Annotated in this window: 21 protein-coding genes and 2 pseudogenes; 8 read left to right on the plus strand and 15 right to left on the minus strand. The window is 60.0% G+C overall.

Annotated features, from left to right (window positions below; translation table 11 throughout):
• Positions 1 to 62: 62 nt before the first annotated feature.
• The 10 genes and pseudogenes from trbL to IF809_RS23190 form a co-directional block, all read right to left on the minus strand.
• Positions 63 to 1,292, minus strand: coding sequence for a P-type conjugative transfer protein TrbL (gene trbL / locus IF809_RS23145; protein WP_462838649.1), 1,230 nt, complete (start codon positions 1,290 to 1,292; stop codon positions 63 to 65).
• Positions 1,289 to 1,666 (minus strand): putative entry exclusion protein TrbK-alt, encoded by a 378-nt coding sequence (trbK-alt, locus tag IF809_RS23150; RefSeq protein ID WP_462838650.1) that lies wholly within the window; start codon positions 1,664 to 1,666, stop codon positions 1,289 to 1,291. Before trbK-alt ends, trbL begins: the two co-directional genes overlap by 4 nt.
• Complete coding sequence (trbJ, locus tag IF809_RS23155) at positions 1,666 to 2,394, minus strand: P-type conjugative transfer protein TrbJ (protein WP_462838651.1); 729 nt, start codon at positions 2,392 to 2,394, stop codon at positions 1,666 to 1,668. The genes trbK-alt and trbJ overlap by 1 nt, the downstream gene beginning before the upstream one ends.
• 2 nt (positions 2,395 to 2,396) lie before the next feature.
• On the minus strand, positions 2,397 to 4,832 hold the full coding sequence (trbE, locus tag IF809_RS23160; protein WP_462838652.1) for a conjugal transfer protein TrbE: 2,436 nt from the start codon (positions 4,830 to 4,832) through the stop codon (positions 2,397 to 2,399).
• Between the two features lie 10 nt (positions 4,833 to 4,842).
• Positions 4,843 to 5,106 carry a VirB3 family type IV secretion system protein gene (locus IF809_RS23165; RefSeq protein WP_462838653.1) on the minus strand — a complete coding sequence of 88 codons (264 nt, stop codon included), beginning with the start codon at positions 5,104 to 5,106 and terminating at the stop codon, positions 4,843 to 4,845.
• Complete coding sequence (locus IF809_RS23170) at positions 5,106 to 5,393, minus strand: TrbC/VirB2 family type IV secretion system protein (protein WP_462838680.1); 288 nt, start codon at positions 5,391 to 5,393, stop codon at positions 5,106 to 5,108. The genes IF809_RS23165 and IF809_RS23170 overlap by 1 nt, the downstream gene beginning before the upstream one ends.
• Before the next feature lie 40 nt (positions 5,394 to 5,433).
• Positions 5,434 to 6,348, minus strand: coding sequence for a P-type conjugative transfer ATPase TrbB (gene trbB / locus IF809_RS23175; RefSeq protein ID WP_462838654.1), 915 nt, complete (start codon positions 6,346 to 6,348; stop codon positions 5,434 to 5,436).
• 230 nt (positions 6,349 to 6,578) lie between these two features.
• Positions 6,579 to 7,913 (minus strand): MFS transporter, encoded by a 1,335-nt coding sequence (locus IF809_RS23180; RefSeq protein WP_462838655.1) that lies wholly within the window; start codon positions 7,911 to 7,913, stop codon positions 6,579 to 6,581.
• A gap of 132 nt (positions 7,914 to 8,045) precedes the next feature.
• Positions 8,046 to 8,433 (minus strand): annotated as a pseudogene (locus tag IF809_RS23185) (CopG family transcriptional regulator); the annotation flags it as partial.
• Between the two features lie 523 nt (positions 8,434 to 8,956).
• Positions 8,957 to 9,265: a DUF2285 domain-containing protein gene (locus IF809_RS23190; protein WP_462838656.1), complete on the minus strand. Its 309-nt coding sequence runs from the start codon at positions 9,263 to 9,265 to the stop codon at positions 8,957 to 8,959.
• Between the two features lie 88 nt (positions 9,266 to 9,353).
• Here IF809_RS23190 and IF809_RS23195 point away from each other — a divergent pair, with 88 nt between their 5' ends.
• Positions 9,354 to 9,584: a helix-turn-helix domain-containing protein gene (locus IF809_RS23195; protein WP_462838657.1), complete on the plus strand. Its 231-nt coding sequence runs from the start codon at positions 9,354 to 9,356 to the stop codon at positions 9,582 to 9,584.
• Positions 9,585 to 9,634: 50 nt separating this feature from the next.
• Here IF809_RS23195 and IF809_RS23200 read toward each other — a convergent pair whose 3' ends face one another.
• Entirely contained in the window at positions 9,635 to 9,901 is a 267-nt protein-coding gene (locus IF809_RS23200) for a hypothetical protein (protein WP_462838658.1), read from the minus strand.
• Between the two features lie 148 nt (positions 9,902 to 10,049).
• On the opposite strand from IF809_RS23200, the gene IF809_RS23205 reads away from it, so the two are divergent.
• Both IF809_RS23205 and IF809_RS23210 read left to right on the plus strand, forming a co-directional pair.
• The gene (locus IF809_RS23205; RefSeq protein ID WP_462838659.1) at positions 10,050 to 10,244 is read left to right on the plus strand and encodes a hypothetical protein; all 195 of its coding nucleotides are present in this window, start codon (positions 10,050 to 10,052) and stop codon (positions 10,242 to 10,244) included.
• Positions 10,245 to 10,958: 714 nt separating this feature from the next.
• Positions 10,959 to 11,240, plus strand: a complete 282-nt coding sequence (locus tag IF809_RS23210; protein WP_462838660.1) for a hypothetical protein — start codon at positions 10,959 to 10,961, stop codon at positions 11,238 to 11,240.
• A 45-nt stretch (positions 11,241 to 11,285) separates the two neighbouring features.
• On the opposite strand, the gene IF809_RS23215 is transcribed toward IF809_RS23210, so the two are convergent.
• Positions 11,286 to 12,707, minus strand: coding sequence for an exopolysaccharide biosynthesis polyprenyl glycosylphosphotransferase (locus IF809_RS23215; RefSeq protein WP_462838661.1), 1,422 nt, complete (start codon positions 12,705 to 12,707; stop codon positions 11,286 to 11,288).
• 1,207 nt (positions 12,708 to 13,914) lie between these two features.
• On the opposite strand from IF809_RS23215, the gene IF809_RS23220 reads away from it, so the two are divergent.
• Both IF809_RS23220 and IF809_RS23225 read left to right on the plus strand, forming a co-directional pair.
• On the plus strand, positions 13,915 to 14,304 hold the full coding sequence (locus tag IF809_RS23220) for a VanZ family protein (RefSeq protein WP_462838662.1): 390 nt from the start codon (positions 13,915 to 13,917) through the stop codon (positions 14,302 to 14,304).
• A 671-nt stretch (positions 14,305 to 14,975) separates the two neighbouring features.
• Positions 14,976 to 15,095: pseudogene (locus IF809_RS23225) on the plus strand (PEPxxWA-CTERM sorting domain-containing protein); the annotation flags it as partial.
• A 200-nt stretch (positions 15,096 to 15,295) separates the two neighbouring features.
• Here IF809_RS23225 and IF809_RS23230 read toward each other — a convergent pair.
• Positions 15,296 to 15,496, minus strand: a complete 201-nt coding sequence (locus tag IF809_RS23230) for a hypothetical protein (RefSeq protein WP_462838663.1) — start codon at positions 15,494 to 15,496, stop codon at positions 15,296 to 15,298.
• Between the two features lie 794 nt (positions 15,497 to 16,290).
• Complete coding sequence (locus IF809_RS23235; RefSeq protein ID WP_453982883.1) at positions 16,291 to 16,515, minus strand: hypothetical protein; 225 nt, start codon at positions 16,513 to 16,515, stop codon at positions 16,291 to 16,293.
• Positions 16,516 to 17,419: 904 nt separating this feature from the next.
• On the opposite strand from IF809_RS23235, the gene IF809_RS23240 reads away from it, so the two are divergent.
• Genes IF809_RS23240 through ligD form a run of 3 tightly spaced genes read left to right on the plus strand, consistent with a single transcriptional unit; the run spans position 17,420 to position 20,626 of the window.
• Positions 17,420 to 19,102 carry a helix-hairpin-helix domain-containing protein gene (locus IF809_RS23240; RefSeq protein WP_462838664.1) on the plus strand — a complete coding sequence of 561 codons (1,683 nt, stop codon included), beginning with the start codon at positions 17,420 to 17,422 and terminating at the stop codon, positions 19,100 to 19,102.
• The gene (locus IF809_RS23245; RefSeq protein WP_462838665.1) at positions 19,102 to 19,665 is read left to right on the plus strand and encodes an MOSC domain-containing protein; all 564 of its coding nucleotides are present in this window, start codon (positions 19,102 to 19,104) and stop codon (positions 19,663 to 19,665) included. The genes IF809_RS23240 and IF809_RS23245 overlap by 1 nt, the downstream gene beginning before the upstream one ends.
• 13 nt (positions 19,666 to 19,678) lie before the next feature.
• Positions 19,679 to 20,626: a non-homologous end-joining DNA ligase gene (gene ligD / locus IF809_RS23250; RefSeq protein ID WP_462838666.1), complete on the plus strand. Its 948-nt coding sequence runs from the start codon at positions 19,679 to 19,681 to the stop codon at positions 20,624 to 20,626.
• A gap of 28 nt (positions 20,627 to 20,654) precedes the next feature.
• Here the strand turns inward: ligD and IF809_RS23255 are convergent, their stop codons facing one another.
• The gene (locus tag IF809_RS23255) at positions 20,655 to 21,479 is read right to left on the minus strand and encodes a ribonuclease HII (protein ID WP_462838667.1); all 825 of its coding nucleotides are present in this window, start codon (positions 21,477 to 21,479) and stop codon (positions 20,655 to 20,657) included.
• Between the last annotated feature and the right edge of the window lie 203 nt (positions 21,480 to 21,682).

Genomic DNA, 21,682 nt, shown 5'->3' on the forward strand with positions numbered 1-21,682 from the left:
CAAGTCGTGCGGTATCCGGATTTCCGATGCGGTGAGCGCGACGAACGCGCATTGGCCGCGTGTCAGCCCTCTCCTTCAGACAAATCGACCGAAGAGCCGCTGCCGCCGTGATCGCCTGAGCGGACTGCGTGGCCGGCCGCCGCCGCACCGTGCCGAATGGTCTGGGCCCGCTTCAGGCGCCGCGCCCAATCTGGCTGCCCTTCAGCCGAAGTGCTCGCGGTCTGGTCTTTCGTCTGCTCACCTGCGCCGAACGCGGCCGCTGCGCGACGCAATGGACTCAGGGCAGCCGAGCTGCCGGCTTCCGCGACGCCAACGAGGCCACCGCTCCGATAAGCGGCGGTTGCTCCGCTCATGAGAGCGCCGCCACCGCGCGCGGCACCCGCGATCGCGCCGCCGGCAAGACCAGCACCTCCGGCCGCAACGCCTGCACCCGCCGCAACAATGCCTCCGGCAGCAAGTCCTGTTGCAATCGCGGCGCCGGCACCGAGCTGCGGCCCGCCGGAGACCAGGCCGTTTGCGATCCCGGGACCAAAAATGCCGAGGCCTAGCAATGAGAGCGCAGCAAGGACCAGCGTCATTGCGTCTTCTATCGTTGGCTGGTTGCCACCGAAGCCAGTGGTGAACTTCGAAAACAGGGTTGAGCCGACGCCGACAATGACAGCCAGGACCAGGACCTTGATCCCGGAGGATATGACATTGCCCAGGACCCGCTCTGCGGCGAATGCGGTCTTCCCAAACAACCCGAAGGGAATGAGCACGAAGCCGGCCAGCGTTGTGAGCTTGAACTCGATCAGGGTGACGAAGAGCTGGATCGCCAGAATGAAGAAGGCGAGCAGAACCACGACCCAGGCGAACAAAAGAACCACAATCTGGATGAAATTCTCGAAGAAGCTGATGTAGCCCATCAAGTTGGACATCGAGTCGAGCAACGGTCTGCCGGCGTCGAGTCCGACTTGAGCGATCTTGCCCGGTCTCAGGAAATCGGATGCGGACAGGCTTGCGCCTGACGCTTTCAGTCCAAGGCCGGCAAAGCTCTCGAAAACGATGCGCGCAAGGCTGTTCCAGTTTCCGATGAGGTAGGCCAAGACTCCCACGAAAAGCGTCTTCTTGACGAGGCGCGCGATGATGTCTTCGTCCGGACCCCAACTCCAGAACAACGCAGCGAGGGTAATGTCGATCGCCGCGAGGGTCGTTGCGAGATATCCGACATCGCTCCCGAGCAGCCCGAAGCCGTTATCGATATAGCGCGTGAACGTTTCCAGGAATTGGTCGATGATCCCCGTACCCATCATGGCTTGCTCGCTTCGGGGGTTGACGGCTGCGGTTGCGGATAGGCTTGCGGGATCCGGCTCTGATCCTTTGGAGCGGGCGCCAGCGCTGTGGCCGGATCTTCCTGGCCAAAAACCGCAGCATGGGTTGTCTTGCCAAAGAAGCGACGCCGGTTTTCGGCCCAGACCTGCCTACAATGGCGATAACCTGCCGTTTCCTCAGCAGTGACGCTGCGGCAACCTGCGAGGTCAGACCTGGTTGTATCTGTCCTCTGCTCCGCGGTCGACAGCCCGGGCGCCTCGTCACCGCCGCGAAGCTGAATCGTGCAGGCAGTGACGGCCAACACACCGAGTGTCGTAAGCAGTGACAATGCCTTGAATGCCTTTATCTTGGTCATCAGTGGAACATCTGCACATTGGAGGATAGATAGCCCTGCCCCGGTGTCAGGAATCGCCGAAGCTGCTCTCGTCCCTGATCCTGGGCGGAGGCGCGCTGAGCTGCTTCAAGGCTCTGCGCCCGGCCTTGCGCAGTCACGACAGCGGTAAGGTCGGCGAGTTGCTGCGCGTTCATCGCGAGAATCTGATTGCCGGCCTGAGTCGCCTGCAGGGCACCACTGGCACTCTGGCTCGAGGTTACGAGGGCGGACGTCTGGATGCGATTAGTGTCGAGGTTGCCAACGATGCCGGCCTGGACGCGAAGCGCGTCTTGCGTCGCGGCAAAGGAATTCTGCCAACGCGATTGAGCCTTGGAGATCAGCAACTGGTTCGACTGGCTGCTTGTGGCCGGAGCGTAGCTGGTCGAAAAAGCCCGATCGATCTGCTGCACGTCGTATGCGATGCCTTGGGCCTGGGCCAGCAGTTGCTGCGTGCGCTGGATCGAGGATTGCAATTGCTGCAGCGAAGAGTACGGCAGGTTTGCCAGATTCCTGGCCTCATTGATCAGCATTTGCGCCTCGTTCTGTAACGAGGTGATCTGGTTGTTGATCTGCTGGAGCTCCCGCGCGGCTGTCAGGACGTTCTGGACGTAGTTGTTGGGATCGAAGACGATCAGCGCCCGTGCAGGTACCGCGACGCCAAGCACCAGCGCGACAGTGCCAGCGGTCGCCAATTGGGCAAGACGCCTCATAGCTATTTCTCCAGATTTGCGAGATTAGGAATCAGGTCGGTGGCCCAGGCGACGCCACGGTGTTGGAGCCAGGCCGGTACGAAGCCGTTGGGCCCATGTTCGGCTAGGAGCTGCGCGATGGCAGCTTGGTCGGTCTTGGAAGAGGCTGCGGTGAAGGCGAGCGCAATCTCGCCAAGACCCAGTTCGAACATCCGGTTGCCCCGGCGGGACTGGCAGTAGTAGTCGCGCTTCGGCGTGGCTCGGCTCAGAAGCTCGATCTGGCGGTCGTTGAGTCCGAAGCGGCGGTAGATGGCGGTTATTTGCGGTTCGATCGCCCGTTCGTTCGGCAGCAACAGGCGCGTTGGGCAGCTTTCGATGATCGCTGGTGCTATCGTGGAGCCATCGATGTCAGAAAGCGACTGGGTGGCGAAGATGACGGATGCGTTCTTCTTCCGAAGTGTCTTCAGCCATTCTCGGAGCTGGCCGGCGAAATCCTCATCGTCGAGGGCAAGCCAGCCTTCATCGACAATAAGGAGCGTCGGCCGGCCGTCGAGGCGGTCCGCGATGCGATGGAACAAATACGCCAGCACGGCCGGTGCCGCACTCGTTCCGATCAAGCCTTCGGTCTCAAACGCCTGGACCGACGCCTCACCGAGACGTTCGAATTCGGCATCAAGAAAGCGCCCGGAAGGCCCGCCCAGGCAGTATGGTTGCAGGGCGCGCTTTAGGGAGTTCAATTGCAGCAGGACTGACAGGCCCGTGAGGGTGCGTTCCTCCCTCGGCGCCGAAGCGAGAGATGTCAGCGCCGACCACAGATGATCCTTGACCTCCGGGGTGATCTCGACCTTTTCCCGAGCAAGGATTGCGCAGATCCATTCCGTGGCCCATCCGCGTTCAGAAGGATCATCGATCCAGGCCAGCGGCTGCAGGGCGACGGGTTGTTCACCTCCGTCGGACCATGCGCCGCCGAGATCATGCCAATCACCGCCCATGGCGAGGGCGGCCGCCCGGATCGAACCACCGAAGTCAAACGCGAAGACCTGTGAGTTCGGATAACGGCGGAACTGTAGAGCCATCAGCGCGAGCAGCACTGACTTGCCAGCGCCCGTCGGTCCTACCACAAGGGCATGGCCGACGTCGCCGACGTGGAGGGAGAACCGGAACGGAGTCGATCCCTCGGTCTTGCCGAACAGAAGCGGCGGACCCTTGAAATGCAGATCCCTCGCTTCGCCCGCCCACACGGCCGACATCGGAACTATATGAGCGAGGTTGAGCGTTGAAACCGGCGGCTGCCGGACATTGGCGTAGACGTGCCCGGGCAGACTGCCGAGCCAGGCTTCGACGGCGTTCACCGTCTCGATCATGCAGGTGAAATCGCGACTCTGAATGACCTTCTCGACCAACCGCAGCTTTTCATCGGCAGCGTTGGGATCGCGGTCCCAGACGGTAATGGTCGCCGTGACAAAAGCTTGTCCGATCTGATCCGACCCCAGTTCCTGCAAAGCCGCGTCGGCATCGATCGCCTTGTTGTGCGCGTCGGTATCGAGCAGCGTCGACGCCTCGTTGGTCATGACCTCCTTGAGAATGGCGCCAATCGACTTTCGCTTGGCGAACCACTGCCGCCGAATCTTGGTCAGCAGCTTGGTTGCGTCGGTCTTGTCGAGCATGATTGCGCGCGTCGACCAACGATACGAGAATGCCAGGCGATTCAGATCGTCCAGGATCCCCGGGGTGGTCGCCCCCGGAAAGCCGGTAATCGTCAGGACCCGAATATTGGCTGAGCCCAACATCGGCTCTAGCCCGCCGGTCAACGGCTGATCTGCCAACAGCGCATCGATGTACATCGGAATTTCGGGCACGCGAACGCGGTGACGCTTGGTCGAGATCGTCGAGTGCAGGTAGGTCAGCGTATCCTGATCATCGAGCCAGGCGCATTCGGGCATAAACCCTTCAACGAGTTGAAGCACGCGGTTGGTTTGATCAACAAACCCGCGCAGCAACTCACGCGCGTCGGCCCCAACAGTGCGATCGCGTCCCTCATAGAGCAAACGCTCTGCCCTGGCGGCCCCTTCCTCTGTAGGTAGAAAGAGGAAGGTCAGAAAGTAGCTGGACTCATAATGGGCACCCGCCTCCTCGAACTGAGCCTTGCGTTCCGCGTCAACCAGCGCAGACGCAACGTCCGGAAAGGAGTTAGGCGGGTAAGTCCCCGCAAAATGACGCTGCGCCTCGACGAATACGGCCCAGCCGGATCCCAGGCGACGCAAGGCGTTATTCAGACGACCGGCGACCGCGACGAGTTCAGCCGGCACTGCGCTATCCAGGTCGGGTCCTCGGAACTTTGCTGTCCTCTGGAACGAGCCGTCCTTGTTCAAGATGATCCCTTCGTCGACAAGGGCTGCCCAGGGGAGGAAGTCGGCGAGGCGCGCGCTGGAATGGCGATATTCAGCAAGGTTCATCATGACAGAGGGCTCAGGTGTTGAGATGTGCGGGAATGCGTAGGTGTCGGCGCACCACATCGACGAAGGCGGGATCGCGCCTGGCGGCCCAGACCGCGGCCATGTGGCCGATGAACCAGAGGACAAGACCCACGATCCAAAGCCGCATTCCAAGTCCTAGCGCGGCTGCAAGCGTGCCGTTCACAATCGCGACCGACCGCGGCGCGCCGCCCATCAGGATTGGCTCAGTAAGCGCGCGGTGAACGGGCGCAACGAAGCCTGCGACCGGTTCATCCATCAGATCACCACGCCGCCGCCGAAGGAGAAGAACGACAGGAAGAAGCTCGACGCGGCAAACGCGATCGACAGACCGAACACGATCTGGATCAGCCTGCGGAAACCACCTGACGAGTCCCCGAACGCGAGCGTGAGTCCGGTCACGACGATGATGATGACGGCGATGATCTTAGCGACCGGACCTTCGACCGACTGCAAGATTTGATTGAGTGGCTGCTCCCACGGCATGTTCGAGCCGGCTGCCCATGCTGGAGCCGACGCCAAAAGAACGATCCCGATCATGGCCATTGAAGCGGCATCTCGAAGAAAACGAAATTGCTGACGCATGTCAGTCTCCTGCTGATGAAAGTTCGTAGTCGCCGGCGGCGCCAAGCCCCGAAACGAGGGCGAGCTCAGCGAGGCGACGGTCAGCGCCGCGGCCGGCAAGAACAGCGACGAGGTTGATGGTCTCGGCGATCAGGGCCCGCGGAACTGTGATGACGGCTTCCTGGATGAGTTGCTCGAGCCGCCGCAGCGCGCCAAGCGCGGTGCCCGCGTGAATGGTCCCGATGCCGCCGGGATGGCCGGTGCCCCAGGCTTTGAGCAGATCGAGTGCTTCGGCACCACGGACCTCGCCAATCGGGATGCGATCCGGTCGTAGGCGCAGCGAGGAGCGAACGAGATCCGATAGCGTGGCCACACCATCCTTGGTCCGGAGCGCTACAAGATTGGGCGCTTTGCACTGAAGTTCGCGCGTGTCTTCGATCAGCACGACCCGATCGGAGGTCTTCGCCACCTCGGCCAGAAGCGCATTCGTCAGGGTTGTCTTACCGGTTGATGTCCCACCGGCGACAAGGATGTTCTTCCGTGCGACGACTGCGTTTCGTAGGATCTTGGCGTGCTCCGCGGTCATGATCGCCTTGGCGGCGTAGTCGTCGAGCGTAAACACGGCGACGGCGGGTTTGCGGATCGCAAAGGCCGGTGCCGCAACGACCGGAGGCAACAGACCTTCGAAGCGCTCGCCGGTCCCGGGCAATTCGGCCGAGACCCGTGGCGAGCCCGCATGCACCTCCGCACCTACGTGGTGCGCTACCAGACGAACAATACGCTCGCCGTCCGCTGCGGAGAGAGTTTCGCCTGTGTCGATCAGGCCATTCGACAACCGGTCGACCCACAACCGCCCATCTGGATTTAGCATCACCTCGATGATCGCTTCGTCTTCGAGGTAGGCGGCAATCGCTGAGCCAAGCGCGCTGCGTAGCATTCGCGCGCCGCGCGAGCTCGCTTCTGATTGAATTGAATGGATTGCCACCGTTCGCCCCCACCGAATGAGGACGTCCAACGAACGTCCTCATGTGGGGATGATTAGAAAAGGTACCGATGGACTTGGCGCAACAAGCGACTTCAGTGATCGTAGACTAGCGCAGAAAAAGAAAGACTGAGAACTGGTATTTGGCGGCTACTCGACCGTACCGATCCACGGCGAGGTGTTGCTCACCACGCCGCATCGTCTTCCGCGGGCGGCAGAATGACCCAATCGTCATACGCGATTACCGACTCGACAGCGTCGAAAATATCGGCCGGCACGAAGAACGGAATTGGCCTCATCCGTGAAGCTATGTATCGGCCCCAAGGCAGCGCGAACCAGAGCAGCGCCGCGATCTGAAGCGCTACGTTGAGACCGAACGCGACTTGATAGGCTTGGACGGGCCTATGGCCATCATTCGCAGACCATTGCTCCAGGATCAGGCCAGTCCCGAATTGTGCCAAAAATGCCCAGCCGAAGTGCAGGACGTTGAGAGCGCCATTGGCACGACCAGCTAGCTCAGGCGGAAAGTAATCCGCTATCACCGCGAAGCTCGCCACAGTTGCCGTTCCGACAATGGCGACAACTGACCAGGGCACAATGGAGGGCAGAGGCGCTCGCAAGATCAAGGCTAGTTCAGATGCGACGAACAGAACTGCGACCACCGCTAATATCGTCTCCGCCCCGATTCCTCTCCGTTTGATGTAATGGACAGTCGTACCGAACAACCAGGCACCGCAGCTCAAGACGATCGAAAACGTAAGAAGGTGTCGGACCAGAGTTGCACGATCAAGCCCCTCGACGTCTGTCAACCACGGCGATGCCCACAATCCCTGCAGGGACCAGGACGATCCAACGCAAGTCGCCGACAATGGGGCCATTCGCCAGAACCGTCGATCGCCGAAAACGGAGCTAAGGGTCGCCGGGCTTTGCGCTATGGGTGGGACAATGTCTCGTTCGGGCACCACGACATAGATGAGAACGGCGGTCGCACCGGTAGCGGCCGCCAGGATATCAAAGAGCTGTCGCCACCCCGTCCAGGCGAGTAGGTGTTCGACCGGAGACGTAGCAGTCACCGCTCCCAATGACCCCAACATGATCATGTACCCGTTCAGCAAGGCGACGCGTTCTCTGGGGAACCAAAGAATGATGGACTTCAGCCCTGCAGTCAGCGCGGCTGCCACGCCAAGCCCGATCATTGCGCGCGCGATCACAAGTGAGAGAAAACCGGTCGATACCGCGAAAAGTCCGGCGCCCATTGCTGCGATCAAAAGCAGAGCACTCTGCACGCGACGTGGACCAAAGCGGTCCAACAATATGCCGACGGGAATCTGAGCCGCCGCGAAAATAAGGAAATAGACTGACGTAAGCAACCCTAGGTCGGCAATCCCAAGCCCGGTATCCGAGCTGAGATGACTGGCGATCAAAGCGTTGATCGTCCGAAACAGATATGAAAGATAATATCCAGCAGCAAACGGGAGAAAAACGCGCGCAATGAGATGCCATGTTCCGACAATTTGCATGCTAGCCCTCTTGCTGTCAGCTCGTGCGACTCGATAGCGCGACCAGCTTTCGTCAATTCGGCTAAATCGCTGCGGTCGTAGGCTGGCGTAGAAAAAGAAGGACCGGCGAAATGGTCTGTCTACATCGCTCGCTCAAGTGTCTTTGGCCGGCTCCTGACGTTCTACAATTTGCCGGAGGAAGCTTTCCCCTTTTGCAAACGACGTCCAAGCGCCTCGAGCAAACCTTCAAAACGCTCTCTGCCTTTTACCAGCGCCTCGTCGGTAATGGCGGTGTAATCTTCAACCAAAGCGAGAGAAAAGGCTCTCGGCCGTTAAGCCAGCGTCACGCTCAAGCCTCTGCATCTGACGCAAGAGCCGGTCGAGGCAATGAGTAAAGGCCGCCTCCCAATCTTTGATGTTGGCGGAGGACGCGCGACCCAGAGCCGAGTGCCACTCCGTCTGGCGATAGAAACGAAGTTGCAGCCGCTTCCCCTATCACAGACCGAGAGCGCTTCTTGCGATCGGCGAGGTCCGAAAGCTTTTAAAAGCCCTGACGAGAATTAGAGGCTCATCGGTCGCGCAAATTGCCCAGAGCTCCACACCGTCATTCGGGTCCATGGTCGCTAGAGGGGCGACACCGCGCGTCCGTTTGGCGTGTGAGCCAGGGCTGATGCCCCGTATCCCAGTCGACAACGGCCAATTCCTCTGCTGGCGTCGGCTCGGTCGTGGTAATCGCGACGCGATCTGGAGCTCTGGCACACGACTGAGGCTGTCCGCCACGGCTTGCTTTCCACTCCCCGCTGGTCGGAAGCGGCGGCCGCTTCAGCGGTTCGAGCGCTGACCACCCCCGTTTGCGACGATCGGCCGGCACCGCTGGATTGGCATTGGCAAAACCCACTCGATAAATCGCCGATGATCCTCGTCGTAACGCACTTTCTTTGCCGGATTGGCACGCGTGACCGCTACCACGACAGTCTCGTCCATCGGCGGAAGATTTTTGCAGGAGCCTCTGGTTTGGCAACACGTGGTGCGTGAGAATGAACGACCACCGCTGAGCCGGAGAATTAATCTCCGCCGCACGTCTTTAGGCGGCGGATTTCTTCTGTTTCGGAACGGCGCCGTAACAAACGTCCGTGCTCGGTTACCCATTTGGCGCGCGCAAGATGGCTCTCGTATGCGTTCCGCGCACGATCCGGCTCACGATCGGGATCAATGTGCAACGCGGCTCGAGCGACTTCTCGCCAGTCCGCTCCCTCGCCCTCAGCCTGCAAAAGGCGAATGTACGTTACAACGTGCTCCTCGTCGTAAGAGGTTAGCACAGGCCCGCCGGGAGCGAGGTCAGCCACGTTCGGATCGAGCGGCGGTATCTGCATGAGCTTACGGTCGCTGAGTGGTTAGAGGATCGTACTTTGTTAAGTATATCGAGGTGCAATATACTGAGCAAGCGGCATCTTTGCCCGCATGGATTTGCGTGAGACATTTGCCACTAACTTGCGTCGTCTGCGCAATGCCAAGGGATGGTCGCAAGACGAACTTGCCCTGGAGGCTGAGATAAGCCGGAGCTATCTGAGCCAGCTGGAGAAAGGCGTGTACTACGTCAGCATAAACGTCATCGGCCGCCTTGCCGACAAACTCGAAGTCGAGCCTGATGAGTTCCTAAAGCGAACGGCTAAGAGAGGTCGCACCAAGTAGCGCGGCCCACGCGAACCCGACAAAAGGCCGCCGAGCGGTCCGGATGCGGATCAAGCGTGATTCAGGTTGCGCTCCACAAAACGCTTTGCTTTGACGTCGAGTTCGAGGCCCTTGTCCTGATGAGGCTTGCCGTCAGCAAATGCCGTAATGCCCGGCTCGAGATCAAGGATGCTTTCGTGCTTGCGATTTTCTTCGCCCGAAGACGATTTCGATGCTTTGGACGTCTCGGCTGTACCAGGCAGCTGTCGCGCTAGGCGCTTCGAGCCTCGCTTAACGTTTAGAAGTGAGGTTAATTCGAAGCTCAGCTTGATGCCCAAGGTGCCGATGGCATTATGCGCGGGCCGGATGGGACTCGTCTTTCCCCAAGTCGAAATCCCAAGACCACTATTCAATGGTCCGGTACGGGGCCGCCAGCAACACCGCCCCCAAAACTCTGGCGGCCCCACCTGTTGGGATGAAACGCCGATGCCGTTCGAGAACCTTTCTGATCACTTCATCATTCACATGTATGAAGCCATCCGCGATGACGTGCACGCCGAGGTCACCACAGGTGTTCGTCTGGTCAGTGGGCCAGCCCAGGAACGCGCCGAACAACTCAGACAGGAAATCGAGCGCCGCGGACTGTTCTATAAGCCCATCGAATGGCCGGCAAAGGTTTAGATCATTGCTCTTCAGGAGCAGGGCTCAGTAAAGATTCCCGGTCGTGTTATGCGAAAGAATTCGGCTCGCTTAAGGGCTGACTGGTTCTCCAGCCGTAAAGTCCCCTTCTGTCTTACAAACACAGCGAGATTCTATGCTTGACAAAATACTAGGCTGGTCAGTTCATATCGGAATACTTCAAAGACCCTTATCGAGTCCGCTTACCCTGATGCACTTGGCCATTTCTGCAAGCGGTGTTTCGAGTCCGCCAAATCGATTGAAAGGACGTTGCGTGCGCTTGCGCCGCAAACGTTTCCCGTGGCTTAAGCTCGCTCTGCTGGTGCTTTGCGCAGACTTGCTGCTGTCGACAAGTGCTTGGATAATCGTTGACTTCGCTTCGGGTTGAGAAGGCATGATCGACCGGTCGCGTCAGGGGGCGCGGTACTGGTTGGCAAGCCTGCGGCCTTGGACTCCGCCGACTATTGGCGCGGTGCAAGGCCCTGTCCTGGCAATATTCCCTGTGCCAGTTGGCGAGCAAAGACCTAAGGATGGATTCCGGCCCGCCCGCCTGCGCTCCGCCTTTCCTCCGTATTCCTCCGGGTTTCGCCAGATGCAACTTGTGCCCTAGCCTGTACCTGGACGACGCCTCGCTGCTGAAGAAAAAGGCACCTTGTCTTCCAAGTTCCAACGGGTTAATTTTAAGGCTATTTCTTAGCATATTTTTGGTGGCTTGGGATGCGTATCGTCCTCACAATTTTGGCGATTTGGGTTCTGCTCAATATCTTGTTCGTTTTACTCGTCGTTCGCCCGCGCAAACCGCGGCCCGTATCTCCTCGAAAAAAGCTCTCGCCAGCTCCGATCGAGCTCGGTCAGACAGAAGCAGAGCGGGACGAGCCCGTCTTACTTCGGCACGTGATCGTCGCCGTCGCAACAGGAGCTTTTTTTGTTCTCGCGCCGCCACTCATCGCACTCGGCGACACGATTGTTCGCTTCTTTCGAAAGCCACCGCGCGACTGAGCTTGGGGACCACCGTCCTCTGCTGATACGTCTTGACGTGCGAGCTCAATAGGCCTCTTGGAACAACACAGCCGAGGCTGTGCGCGCCATTATCTTGAGGTCGAGCCAGATGCTCCAATTGCCGACGTACCAAACGTCAAACTCGATCCGTTTTTCCATCAGGTCGATCGTGGGTGTTCCGCCGCGGAATCCATTTACCTGAGCCCAGCCCGTCAGGCCGGGCTTCATATGATGGCGATAGACATACTTACTGATCAGCTCGTCATAGTAGTGGTCATGGGCAAGCGCATGCGGGCGCGGCCCGACCAGCGACATGTCCCCCCGCAACACGTTCCAGAGCTGAGGTAGCTCGTCGATACCCGTCATGCGAAGGAAGCGCCCGATCCGGGTGATCCGCGCACCCCTTTTAGCTGCCTGGCAGATCGTGTCGCAGACAGTCATCGTGCGAAATTTCCATATCTCGAACGGCTTGCCATTAAAGCCGCGGCGCGACTGCCGGAAAATGATCGGTCCGGGCGAATCCAGCTTGATCAGAACGGCAACGGTCAGCACCAACGGCATCAGCAGCACCAGCGCAAACAACGCCACTCCCACGTCGAGGCTGCGCTTTTGCAGTCGCTCCACGATGCTGAGCGGGGGTCGCTGAATCTCGATCGCGATAGTGCCGCTGACCGGGAAAAACGGACGAGCCACGAGATCTGCGATCGGATCGTCGGGCAGCAAGCGTACCGGTTGGGGTAAAGCGCGCAAAAGGGACGTTAGCTTGCGCAGAACCGGAAGCTCATTCCAGTCGATCGCGAGCAGATATTCATCCACCTCAGCAGAGCGCGATTGACGGATGACGTCGCGGATCGCTCGTTCCCAGTGATCATCGTCGCAATTGCCCCCGAGAACAACATAATGCACGACATCGAACCCGTTCCGGCGCAGATCCTTAAAGCGGCTGGAGGTGAGATCAAGCGGCCGCAGACTGAGCAAGACCACTTTACGATCGACCAGGCGAGTTCTCGCAAAGCTTGTACCAAACACCGACTGCCAGACGAAGCGGAGACCAATCAGGCCAATGCCTCCGATGGCAGCGAAGACGAGGACACTTCCTCGGGAGAGATTGTTCGTCGAGTCCAACAAGAAAGCGACCACCGCCAGGACGGTCAGCGACATCAACCAGATGTAGAGCACCTTCCGAAGCTGCCAAGCCAGATTCAGCAGTCGGTGCGTCGCGTATAAATCACGAAAATAAGCAAACGTGACGAAAACGCCTCCGACAAACAACCCGGCGCCTAGTGACACACCGTTGGCAGAGGAAGCAACCTCAGCACCATGAAGGCACACCCCGAGGACATAGCTCAGTAGGATCAACAGAAAATCGGCCGTTATGATCACGATCTGAAACGGTCTCTGCAGAGCACTGCCGCGCGCGGACAACAGTGCTCGCGCACTTTCATAACCGTAAGTTGCAGCACCCATTCGAACCTCTGCGTGTCGAGGGTGGCCTGCCGCTCAACGTGATGCTGAAAGACCCACCTCACCCCACGCGACACGGTGTTTAGTGAACGCAGCGAGATTGTGGCGTCGCACGCAAAATTTTCGGGCGAATGATTGGATGGGTGTATTCTATGCGCTTGCAACTGGAGGGTATTTGTCACATCACCGACACACGAACGCGCCGGTGCCCGCACTCTAACCACGTCCACTTTGAAGTTGCTCGCGCAGATTAGATGCTCAGCCTTAAAACGAGCGGTGAGGAACCGCCAGCTCGGACTACTTGATGAAAATGCGACCTGAGGATGCAGAACAAGAACTTGGCGCGTTGTGCAAGTCTGTCCTGGATCGCTTCCACGTTACGGTTGATGCGGTGACGCCTTTGTCTGAGCCGGATGAAGAACTTGTTTGTTAGAAGTTGCGCCCCTCGCCTATCGCAATCAGACACAACAGTCTGACGCGTTCGGAACGATCTGCTTGTGCGCAGGCTCTGCGACCGTCTCAGAGCTTCTCTACTCCAGCCAGTCTGGCTATCCGAACCAGGCCAAAACCTGTCGCGGCAGAGAGCGAGACGCCATGGTTTAGTGCGCCAGGCGGCCTCGAACCGCGATCTCGAAGTTGGACATACAAGCTTCGAGGCTTCGGCCCTGGCCTTCAGAGAGATTGCTCGCCAAGTGACGAAGCCGCACATGGGAGCGTCCTTCGATTTCATCGAGTTCGGACGCAATATTTTCTAGCGCTTGCTGTAGACGCCGCAGATCGTAAAGCTGACGTTCTGCCCGGTCCATTGGCTAGCCCTCTACCAGTTTCGGCGAGGAAGCGAGTTCGGTGGCCTCAAGAGACATTTAACAGGACCGCAACGCAGAACGTTCCGCTCAAGTCACCCGCCTCCGCTGACCTCCTCACCGAAGGAAATTAAGCATAGTTTAAATCGTAGCCATTTTTCTCGATTTTTCTATTGCAGTCAATGGCCGAATAAATGCCCGGCTGGTTATATGGATTGGGCAAAAGATCAACGAAGTCCCCATGGGGCGGCAATAGACCCATTGAAATGGCAGGACCGTATTTGCCGAGCCCAGCGAGAAGGCGTTCGTTTGCCGGGATCCCTGAGGCGCTGCGAACCTGGAGGCGTTCTGGTTGACGACTGCCGCCAACCTCGCCGCCGCCATGCGCGCCAGAAGTCGACCACCCATTGGCAGCGACCGACCAATCGCGCTATGCGCACAGGATGCTCAGAAAACTCTTGGCTCTAGCGGCTTGGGGCACTCTTGCCTTCATCTGCTTTGTCTCGCTGTCCCCGATGCACTTCCGCCCAGAGGCCACGCTGGAGAGTTCAGCAGCCTCGCAGCGGATCATCGCGTATTTTCTCCTGGCGCTTCTGTTCGGGGCTGCTTATCCAGCCCGATTGATCCGATCGTTGATGTTCGTGATTTTTGTAGCCTTGGCGCTCGAGGCGATGCAGGAATTAACGCCCGACCGACATGGCCGAGTGATCGACGCTTTGGAGAAAGTTGTAGGATCGGTGAGCGGCTGCGTGGCCGCAAGAGCCATCCGAGTCCTTATCGATCGCCACTCCACCTAAATACCTCTTCTTGTTCTCTAGCAGGCGACCCCCACCGCCGATTGGCTTGCCCTGCCGCCCTGCAGGTCTCCCACTCACGAGAGACGTGTATTCGCATCCGTGGGTATATGCATAATTGACTTTTATTAAATCGAGATATTAAATGTCTATTATTTAAAAATTAATGCGTGAGGCCCGCAATGATCAAAACCTACGTTGCCACAGCCGTGCTCATACTCACTCTAGCTACAGCTGCGGAAGCTGGCGTCGTCTACCCAAACCCCGGCGTCGAGAACCCGACCACTTACACCTTCACCTCAACCTCGAACGGGGCCCTGACCGCATATTTTTACGGTTCAGGCGCTTCCTTTACCGAAAGCCTGGGGTTGCTGGTGAACGGCCAGGACCGAGGTACTGCTCTAGAGAATCATAGCAGTGCGTACGGACAGTCGCATGACTTCGGCAACGTCACTGTCGGCGACACACTCGTCTTCTACATCGACGTCAAGACCACCGGCTACACGTACTACTCCGACATCAAAATGAACTCTGATGGCGTGAACCACGTGTATTCGACAGCTTTTAACGGTGATGGGACGATTCCCAACGGCACCTATGTGGGCTTTGAAGATCTCAGCCTGCATCAGACGGGTTGGACTGACAACAATTACACCGATGAACAATTTGTATTCACGGTCACGGCTGTACCTGAGCCATCTACGTGGGCAATGATGATTCTCGGATTCGCCGGCATCACCATCATCACTTACCGGCGCCGCAAGCCGGTGATGCGATCGCCTGATTTACTTTGAAAACCGCTTGCGCTGAAGGGAAACGTATGATGACTGGATATTTCGCGGCGATGCTCGTCGTATTTGGCTTCTCAAAGCCAGAGCGCCGAAAAGATGATTACCTCTTCAAAGTCACACAGATGGAGCATCGCGAGCTGCAAACCTGGATCTAGGGGTGGCAAGCGCACCAAAGAAGACCGGCTGGATCGCAGCCAAGAGCCTCAGTCGCAACTCAGTTTTGAATCCGACTTGAGCGGTGAACGGTCGCGATACTGCGTGGGCGCAGCCGGCTGCTCAAAACTTATGCCCAGCAAGAGCTGACGTTCCGGATCGGCTTCGAGATCGTCCAGATAACGAGAGTGGGCTCTCCCGGCCACGGCGACTGCGATCACCACACAAGAGAGCAACAATAACCAATCCACGATCTTCCACTTCCTTCGCTTAAGCAGCCAAGACGAGCCAAGCCCAGATCGTTCCGCCGCGGTGCGCGCGAATCGGTGCTATCGCAAGAACTTGTCGCTAGGCGCGCGAATGAGCGTCAAAAGTGAGAAGATACTGAGGCGGTCGAGCTGCAGGGTCGTGTCCCCTAGTGGTGGGATAGCAGGTAAGCAAAGCCACTCGACGCGTGCCGCCAAATAGCTTCGTGCAGCGGACCTACGTCTCCGTGCTTCGTCCGGCGCATCATGCCTTCTTAGCGCGCTTCGAGGCCTATTAAAGATGCACGATCTCTGCTCGTCCGAATGATCAACAGGCAGGGTGCGACGCTGGCGCGCTCCGGCGCGAGGGCACCAATGTTTTCTTAACTGACAACATGCTCTGGCAAACCCTGTTCGGCCTGCTCTTTTGGGACGAGCTGTTCGAGAATATCCCGGCTGCCCACCGAGTTCGACTGGTTGCCCCATTTCCGTGAAAGACCGCAGTTTATGTCGGCTATACGCCGCGACAATCGACGGGGAGCTGGCTCCATTGGGTCTGGATCTGCCCTCCCGTTGCTCCTCCGCGCTACTGGCCGAAAAGGTTATGTATGACCAAGGCGTTGTACTTCCGTCGCCACCGGCGATTGAACGGCAGGTCGTTGAACTAGGCGTTGCCCAAAACAAAAGGAGGGAGCGTGGCAGACGTTTATGTGGTTGGGGAAATATGCCGGCTTCATTGATGCCGCCTCGGAGCGGAAGCGGATCTTCATCCAGCGCCCTGGCGTCCGGTCCCGCGATCGCTACTTCCGACCGGATGGGGCTTGGGCATTCGACTCGCTCGGGTTCCCTTGCTTGTTGGCCTCATGGTGCCCGATGACACATCCTGCGGCGGCGCCGAGCTTGCCGTGTCCGGCCATGTGCCCGGCTGCGCCTCCGACGATGGCGCCCTTGATGCAACCCTTCGCTTCAGCCGGTGAGACGGAGGCAAGCGCGAGCAGGCACACGGCGGCAACAATCGGCTTCATGGTTCGTCTCCATTCTCCGGTTGGACTTATGGTCTATCAAGTCGCCCAAGCGAGCCTCGTTCCGGAGAAGTAGAATTTCGTTGGCCCAGGTCAGGCAGCGTCAAGTCCACGCGAACCGAGATCCGAACGCGCGAAGTAGTGTAAGCGGCAGACTTCCTCGCCGCCGCACCGCGAGCATCGGAACGAAACCTCGGGCTGCGCGACCACGGTTCTCTGCCCACTGATGGCCATCGGCCAGGCTCCGCACCTCGGACACTTCACCAGCAAATCGTTCGTTTTCAACATAGCGACGCTCCTCAAGCTACGCCCCCCAGCTCCGCCAACAACAAGAAGATTCCCCCGTTCCCTGCGCCTCGCGCAGGACGGAATAGCCGTTAAAGAAACCCGGTCCGACGGAGCCCCCTTCCGTACCCAATGATACAAACGCCTGGCGTGGCGGCGCTATGGTCGGGTCGCTTGGTAGGGTGAAACGCCGCAAGGAGTTCGCGGGGGTTGCGGAGCCATTCCAGGCTGCCGGTCTATGCGGGCGAGCTGTTGCTGCCCTTTGAGGGCGCGCCGCCCCTCGCGCAAGTTGGAGGCCCGCTTCCGAACCATAGGCGACAACGGACGTTATCAAACCATGTCAGATGCCTTTGACTACTTCCGGGCCTACGCGGTCCGGGCTCTTTGCAAAGCCCGCTCGATGCCGCAGGGCAAGATGAAGCATCTGCAGCTTGTGGCCGGACGAATTTATAACCTGCTCAAGAAAGAGGCCGCTTACGCTCCGAACATGCAGCATCTCGAGGACTTCCGCGCAGCGCAGAAGCTCGAGAGGTCTCTCGATCGGGAGACTGACGTCGCCGCGACCACTCGACCTCGTGTCACTTCACGGGGGTCGCAGGGCATCGGGCGGGAGGCTCATTGAGTGCCAGCCCTCGAGACCCGCGCCGTAGCAAGCCTCCTTCGAGAATATGCGCAGCGCTGCGCTTTGCGCGGCGGCAATCCGTACCGCGCAAAAGCCTACTCTCGGGCAGCGGACAGCCTGGCGGCTGTTGCCGACCCGCTCGATGTGCTCATCGCCGAGTACCGGCTTACCGAGATTCCGGGCGTCGGCGAGGCCATAGCCGGCATGATAACCAAGCTGCACAAGACGGGGACCGATCCGAGCCTGGAGAAGCTGCGCAGCGAAATTCCGGAGGGCGTGCTCGAGATGCTCTCCGTGCCCGGTCTCCGCCCCGAAAAGGTGCTGCGTCTCTACAAGGATCTCGGCATCACGTCGCTTGCGGAGTTGGAGGCCGCCGCGAAGGACGACCGCATCAAGAAGGCCAAGGGCCTCGGCCCATCACTTCAGACCAAGATCCTGCAGAATCTGGCCATCGCAAAGAGCGGCGAAGGGCGCATGCATCTGCACCGTGCCGCCGCCCTGCTGGCACATGCCAAGGATTCGATACGCAAGTCGCGGCCCGAGCTTAAGCGCGTCACGATCGCCGGCGACTTCCGCCGGGGCTGCGAACTCGTCGGCGATCTCACGATCGTTGCCGAGGTCCCCAAGGCCGGCAAGGCGGCGAAGCCGTCGCCGAAGGACGGATTGCAGATCCACCTGTCCGACCGCGAGCACTTCGGCGCCGCGCTTTTGCTCGCGACCGGCTCCGCCGCCCACCTCGAGCAGCTCCGGGCCCTGGCCGCCGACAAGGAGATGCGGTTGGAAGCCGACGGCTTGCACAAGGGGCGCACCCTGATCGCCGGCGAAGAGGCCGAGATCTACCGCGCCCTCGGTCTGCCCTTCATCGAGCCTGAGCTCCGGGAGGGGCGCGGCGAGATCGAGGCGGCTCTGAGAGGCAAGCTCCCAAAGCTCGTCAACGACCAGGACCTGCGCGGCATTCTTCACTGCCACACGGATGCCTCCGACGGCACCGAGACGCTGGAGACCATGGCTAAGGCCACGCGCCAGCGAGGCTTCGAGTATTTCGGCGTAGCCGACCATTCCAAGTCCGCCCACTATGCTGGCGGCCTCTCGGTCGAGGAGATCGCGCAGCAGCACCGGGAAGCCGACCGCTTGAATAAACGCTTCGGCAAGGATTTCCGGATTTTCAAAGGCATCGAGTCCGATATTCTGGCGGATGGCTCGCTCGACTATCCGGACGAGGTGCTCGAGCGCTTCGATTTCGTGGTCGCCAGCATCCACGGCCGCTTCAAACTGGACCGCAAAGCGCAGACGCAGCGCCTGCTTCGGGCCGTTTCCGATCCTCACACGACCATCATCGGCCACATGACCGGGCGGCAGCTCCAGCGGCGGCCGGGCTACGAAATCGATGTCGAGAAGGTGCTGCGCGCGTGCGCCAAGCAGGACGTCGTCGTCGAGATCAACGCCCACCCATGGCGGCTCGACCTCGATTGGCGCTGGCACCAGGCGGCCCTCGAATTTGGCTGCATGCTGAGCATCAATCCGGACGCGCACTCGATTCCCGAGCTCGACCACATGCACTGGGGCGTCCTGATGGCCCGCAAGGGCGGTGTTCCCGCCGAGCGGGTCCTGAATGCGATGACGCTCACGGATATTACGCGCTACCTCCGCCAGAAGCGGCGCTCGCTCGCCCGCGCCGCCTGATGCCGCAGGCGCACGATCTCTCGTTAGAAGGGAGGGTTGTGGCGGTCGCCGCCGATCGCCGGCACCACTTCAGCAAACCAACTCGGGACAGCATCATCCTGGTGGAGGGCCACGGCGTCGAAGGCGACGCCCACGCCGGCCCGTTCGTCCAGCACCGGTATTTGGCACGTCGCCGGCCCCGTCTGCCCAATCTCCGGCAGGTCCACCTGATCCCGGCCGAGCTCTTTGCGTCCCTCTCGGAAGCCGGCTTCGAGGTCGCAGCCGGGGACATGGGTGAGAACATCACAACGACTGGCCTCGACTTGGAGCGGATGCCGCTCGGCACCTTCATCGAGTTGGGTCCCTCGGCAATCGTCGAGCTGACCGGTCTTCGGACGCCCTGTGTCCTCATCGACCGCTTCCGGGCCGGCCTCAAGCGGCAGGTGCTCTCGTCGGCGGAAACGGGCCCTCCCTTCGAATCCGGGGTGCTGGGCGTTGTCCGGGCCGGGGGACCCGTCGTCGCCGGCGACAGCGCGCGGGTTCGCCTTCCATCCTCCTCGTTTCGGCCGTTGCCGGCCATGTAGAAAAGACCCTGCGATGGCCCGAAAATCGACCTTGCCTCTTCGCCTGCAGCCCATGCTGGCCACGCTGACCGATGCGCCGTTCGACGATCCCGAGTGGGTCTTCGAGGACAAATTCGATGGTTTCCGCATGGTCGCGGAGATCCGGCGTGGTCGGGTCGCGCTCTACAGCCGAAACGGGAAGATCATCAGCCACTCCTATGTCGAGGTCGCGAAAGCGCTCGAGGGCGTGAAGGCGGACGCCGTGATCGATGGCGAGCTCGTCGCGATCGGCAAGGACGGCGCATCCCATTTCCAGTTGCTTCAGAACGCCCTGCGCCATGAAGCCAAGCTCTTGTACTGCGTGTTCGACCTCATGTTCGCGGACGGCGAGGACCTGCGCGCGCTGCCGCTCCTTGAGCGCAAGAAGCGGCTCAAGGCCATCCTCCCGCGCCACAAGCTGATCGCGTTCAGCAACCATCGCCAAGGCAGTGGAACGAAGTTCTTCGCAGAAGCCGAGCGGAGACATCTCGAAGGCATCATGGCCAAGCGCGCCGAAAGCCCCTATGCGTCCGGACGCCGGACCGCCGATTGGCTGAAGGTGAAGACGGCGCAGCGGCAGGAGGTCGTGATCGCCGGGTTCACGGCGCCGAGGCGAACCCGGCCGTTCTTCGGCGCCCTCGTGCTGGCGGTACGCGAGGACGATGGGTGGCGGTACATCGGCCACGTCGGCACCGGCTTCAGCCACCAGGTTCTTGAAGAGCTTCACGGCAAGCTCGTGAAGCTCAAAACGGCCAAGTCGCCCTTTCCTGCCAAGGTGAAGGATGAGCAGGTCACGAGCTGGGTGCGTCCTTCGTTGGTCGCGGAAGTCAAGTTCGCCGAGTGGACCAGCAAGGGAGAGCTGCGCCAGCCAGTCTATCTAGGACTGCGGTCCGACAAGAAGGCCAAGGACGTCGTTCGCGAAAAGAGTTGGTCGCGAGAATAACGCCGCCGAGAAGGCACGTCCGACCCTGTCAGCCGGCTTCGCGCTCGGCTGCTGAAGGCCACGGCGGCAGGGGCGGCAATCCCAGAGCCCTGCGAACGGGCCCGAACGACCGACGGTGAGCTGCGCATGCACCGAGCCTGGCCAGAGCTTCGTAGTGAGCCGGCACCGGGTAGCCCTTGTGATCCGCGAAGCCGTAGCCGGGGTGACGCTCGTCAAGCGTCCGCATGACCGCGTCGCGCTCGACTTTTGCGAGGATGGAGGCGGCAGCGATGCTGGCGGACTTAGCATCGCCCTTGATGATGGCCTGCTGCGGGATGTCGGTTTCCTTCAGTCGCTTCGCATCGATCAGCAAGTGTTGCGGCGTCAACCCTAGCCCGCGGACGGCGCGCTGCATGGCCTGGATGCCCGCCCAATAGATATTAATCTTGTCGATCTCCTCGACTTCGACGAACGCCACACACCAACTCTCAGCCTTTTCCTTGATCTCCTGCGCCAGTTCTTCGCGAGCCGAAGCGTCGAGCTTTTTCGAATCGTCGATTCCGACTATCCGCGTGCCAGGTTTCAGGATCACCGCGCCAGCGGAGACTGGCCCCGCAAGAGGGCTCATTCCGGCCTCGTCAACGCCTGCCACGGCACGCTGGCCGCTCTCCCAGAGAGAGGTCTCGAAGCGGAGCATCTTGCGGAGGCGCTGCCCTTCGGACCTGTTTTCGAAGCGCCTCTTATCGATCGAAGCCAGGATGGCGCGGGCTCCCGCGCGGGTGTCGGCCCGCAAGATCTGTTCGACGCTCGTCTCGAGCGGTTTCTTCTCGACGAGATAGCGCTGACGCAATGCATCGAGCGAATATTGGGACATTCCGGCCTTCGGACTCACTGACTGGACGCCATGTCGGTGAACTTTGTGGCGATTATCTGAAGTTGAGCCATCCTTCTCTCATCGACCAGCAGCGCTTGAAGGAACCGGCTGCCTCTCATCGCTGTCAGCGAGTTACACCGCCTCGACTGACCTCAGAACGGAACCAACCGGCTTGGTCGTCCTTGGTGAAAGAGCGGAGCCTC

This window comes from Bradyrhizobium sp. UFLA06-24 (genome assembly GCF_054967145.1).

What these genes read in the sequence shown, in the direction of transcription:
- IF809_RS23255 (WP_462838667.1), bottom strand. Translation starts at nt 21,479, where the DNA reads ATGTCCCAATATTCGCTCGATGCATTGCGTCAGCGCTATCTCGTCGAG.
- IF809_RS23245 (WP_462838665.1), top strand. Translation starts at nt 19,102, where the DNA reads ATGCCGCAGGCGCACGATCTCTCGTTAGAAGGGAGGGTTGTGGCGGTC.
- IF809_RS23235 (WP_453982883.1), bottom strand. Translation starts at nt 16,515, where the DNA reads ATGAAGCCGATTGTTGCCGCCGTGTGCCTGCTCGCGCTTGCCTCCGTC.
- trbB (WP_462838654.1), bottom strand. Translation starts at nt 6,348, where the DNA reads ATGCTACGCAGCGCGCTTGGCTCAGCGATTGCCGCCTACCTCGAAGAC.
- IF809_RS23180 (WP_462838655.1), bottom strand. Translation starts at nt 7,913, where the DNA reads ATGCAAATTGTCGGAACATGGCATCTCATTGCGCGCGTTTTTCTCCCG.
- IF809_RS23165 (WP_462838653.1), bottom strand. Translation starts at nt 5,106, where the DNA reads ATGGATGAACCGGTCGCAGGCTTCGTTGCGCCCGTTCACCGCGCGCTT.
- trbK-alt (WP_462838650.1), bottom strand. Translation starts at nt 1,666, where the DNA reads ATGACCAAGATAAAGGCATTCAAGGCATTGTCACTGCTTACGACACTC.
- IF809_RS23210 (WP_462838660.1), top strand. Translation starts at nt 10,959, where the DNA reads ATGCGTATCGTCCTCACAATTTTGGCGATTTGGGTTCTGCTCAATATC.
- IF809_RS23205 (WP_462838659.1), top strand. Translation starts at nt 10,050, where the DNA reads ATGCCGTTCGAGAACCTTTCTGATCACTTCATCATTCACATGTATGAA.
- IF809_RS23170 (WP_462838680.1), bottom strand. Translation starts at nt 5,393, where the DNA reads ATGGCCATGATCGGGATCGTTCTTTTGGCGTCGGCTCCAGCATGGGCA.
- trbE (WP_462838652.1), bottom strand. Translation starts at nt 4,832, where the DNA reads ATGATGAACCTTGCTGAATATCGCCATTCCAGCGCGCGCCTCGCCGAC.
- ligD (WP_462838666.1), top strand. Translation starts at nt 19,679, where the DNA reads ATGGCCCGAAAATCGACCTTGCCTCTTCGCCTGCAGCCCATGCTGGCC.
- trbJ (WP_462838651.1), bottom strand. Translation starts at nt 2,394, where the DNA reads ATGAGGCGTCTTGCCCAATTGGCGACCGCTGGCACTGTCGCGCTGGTG.
- IF809_RS23195 (WP_462838657.1), top strand. Translation starts at nt 9,354, where the DNA reads ATGGATTTGCGTGAGACATTTGCCACTAACTTGCGTCGTCTGCGCAAT.
- IF809_RS23215 (WP_462838661.1), bottom strand. Translation starts at nt 12,707, where the DNA reads ATGGGTGCTGCAACTTACGGTTATGAAAGTGCGCGAGCACTGTTGTCC.
- trbL (WP_462838649.1), bottom strand. Translation starts at nt 1,292, where the DNA reads ATGATGGGTACGGGGATCATCGACCAATTCCTGGAAACGTTCACGCGC.
- IF809_RS23190 (WP_462838656.1), bottom strand. Translation starts at nt 9,265, where the DNA reads ATGCAGATACCGCCGCTCGATCCGAACGTGGCTGACCTCGCTCCCGGC.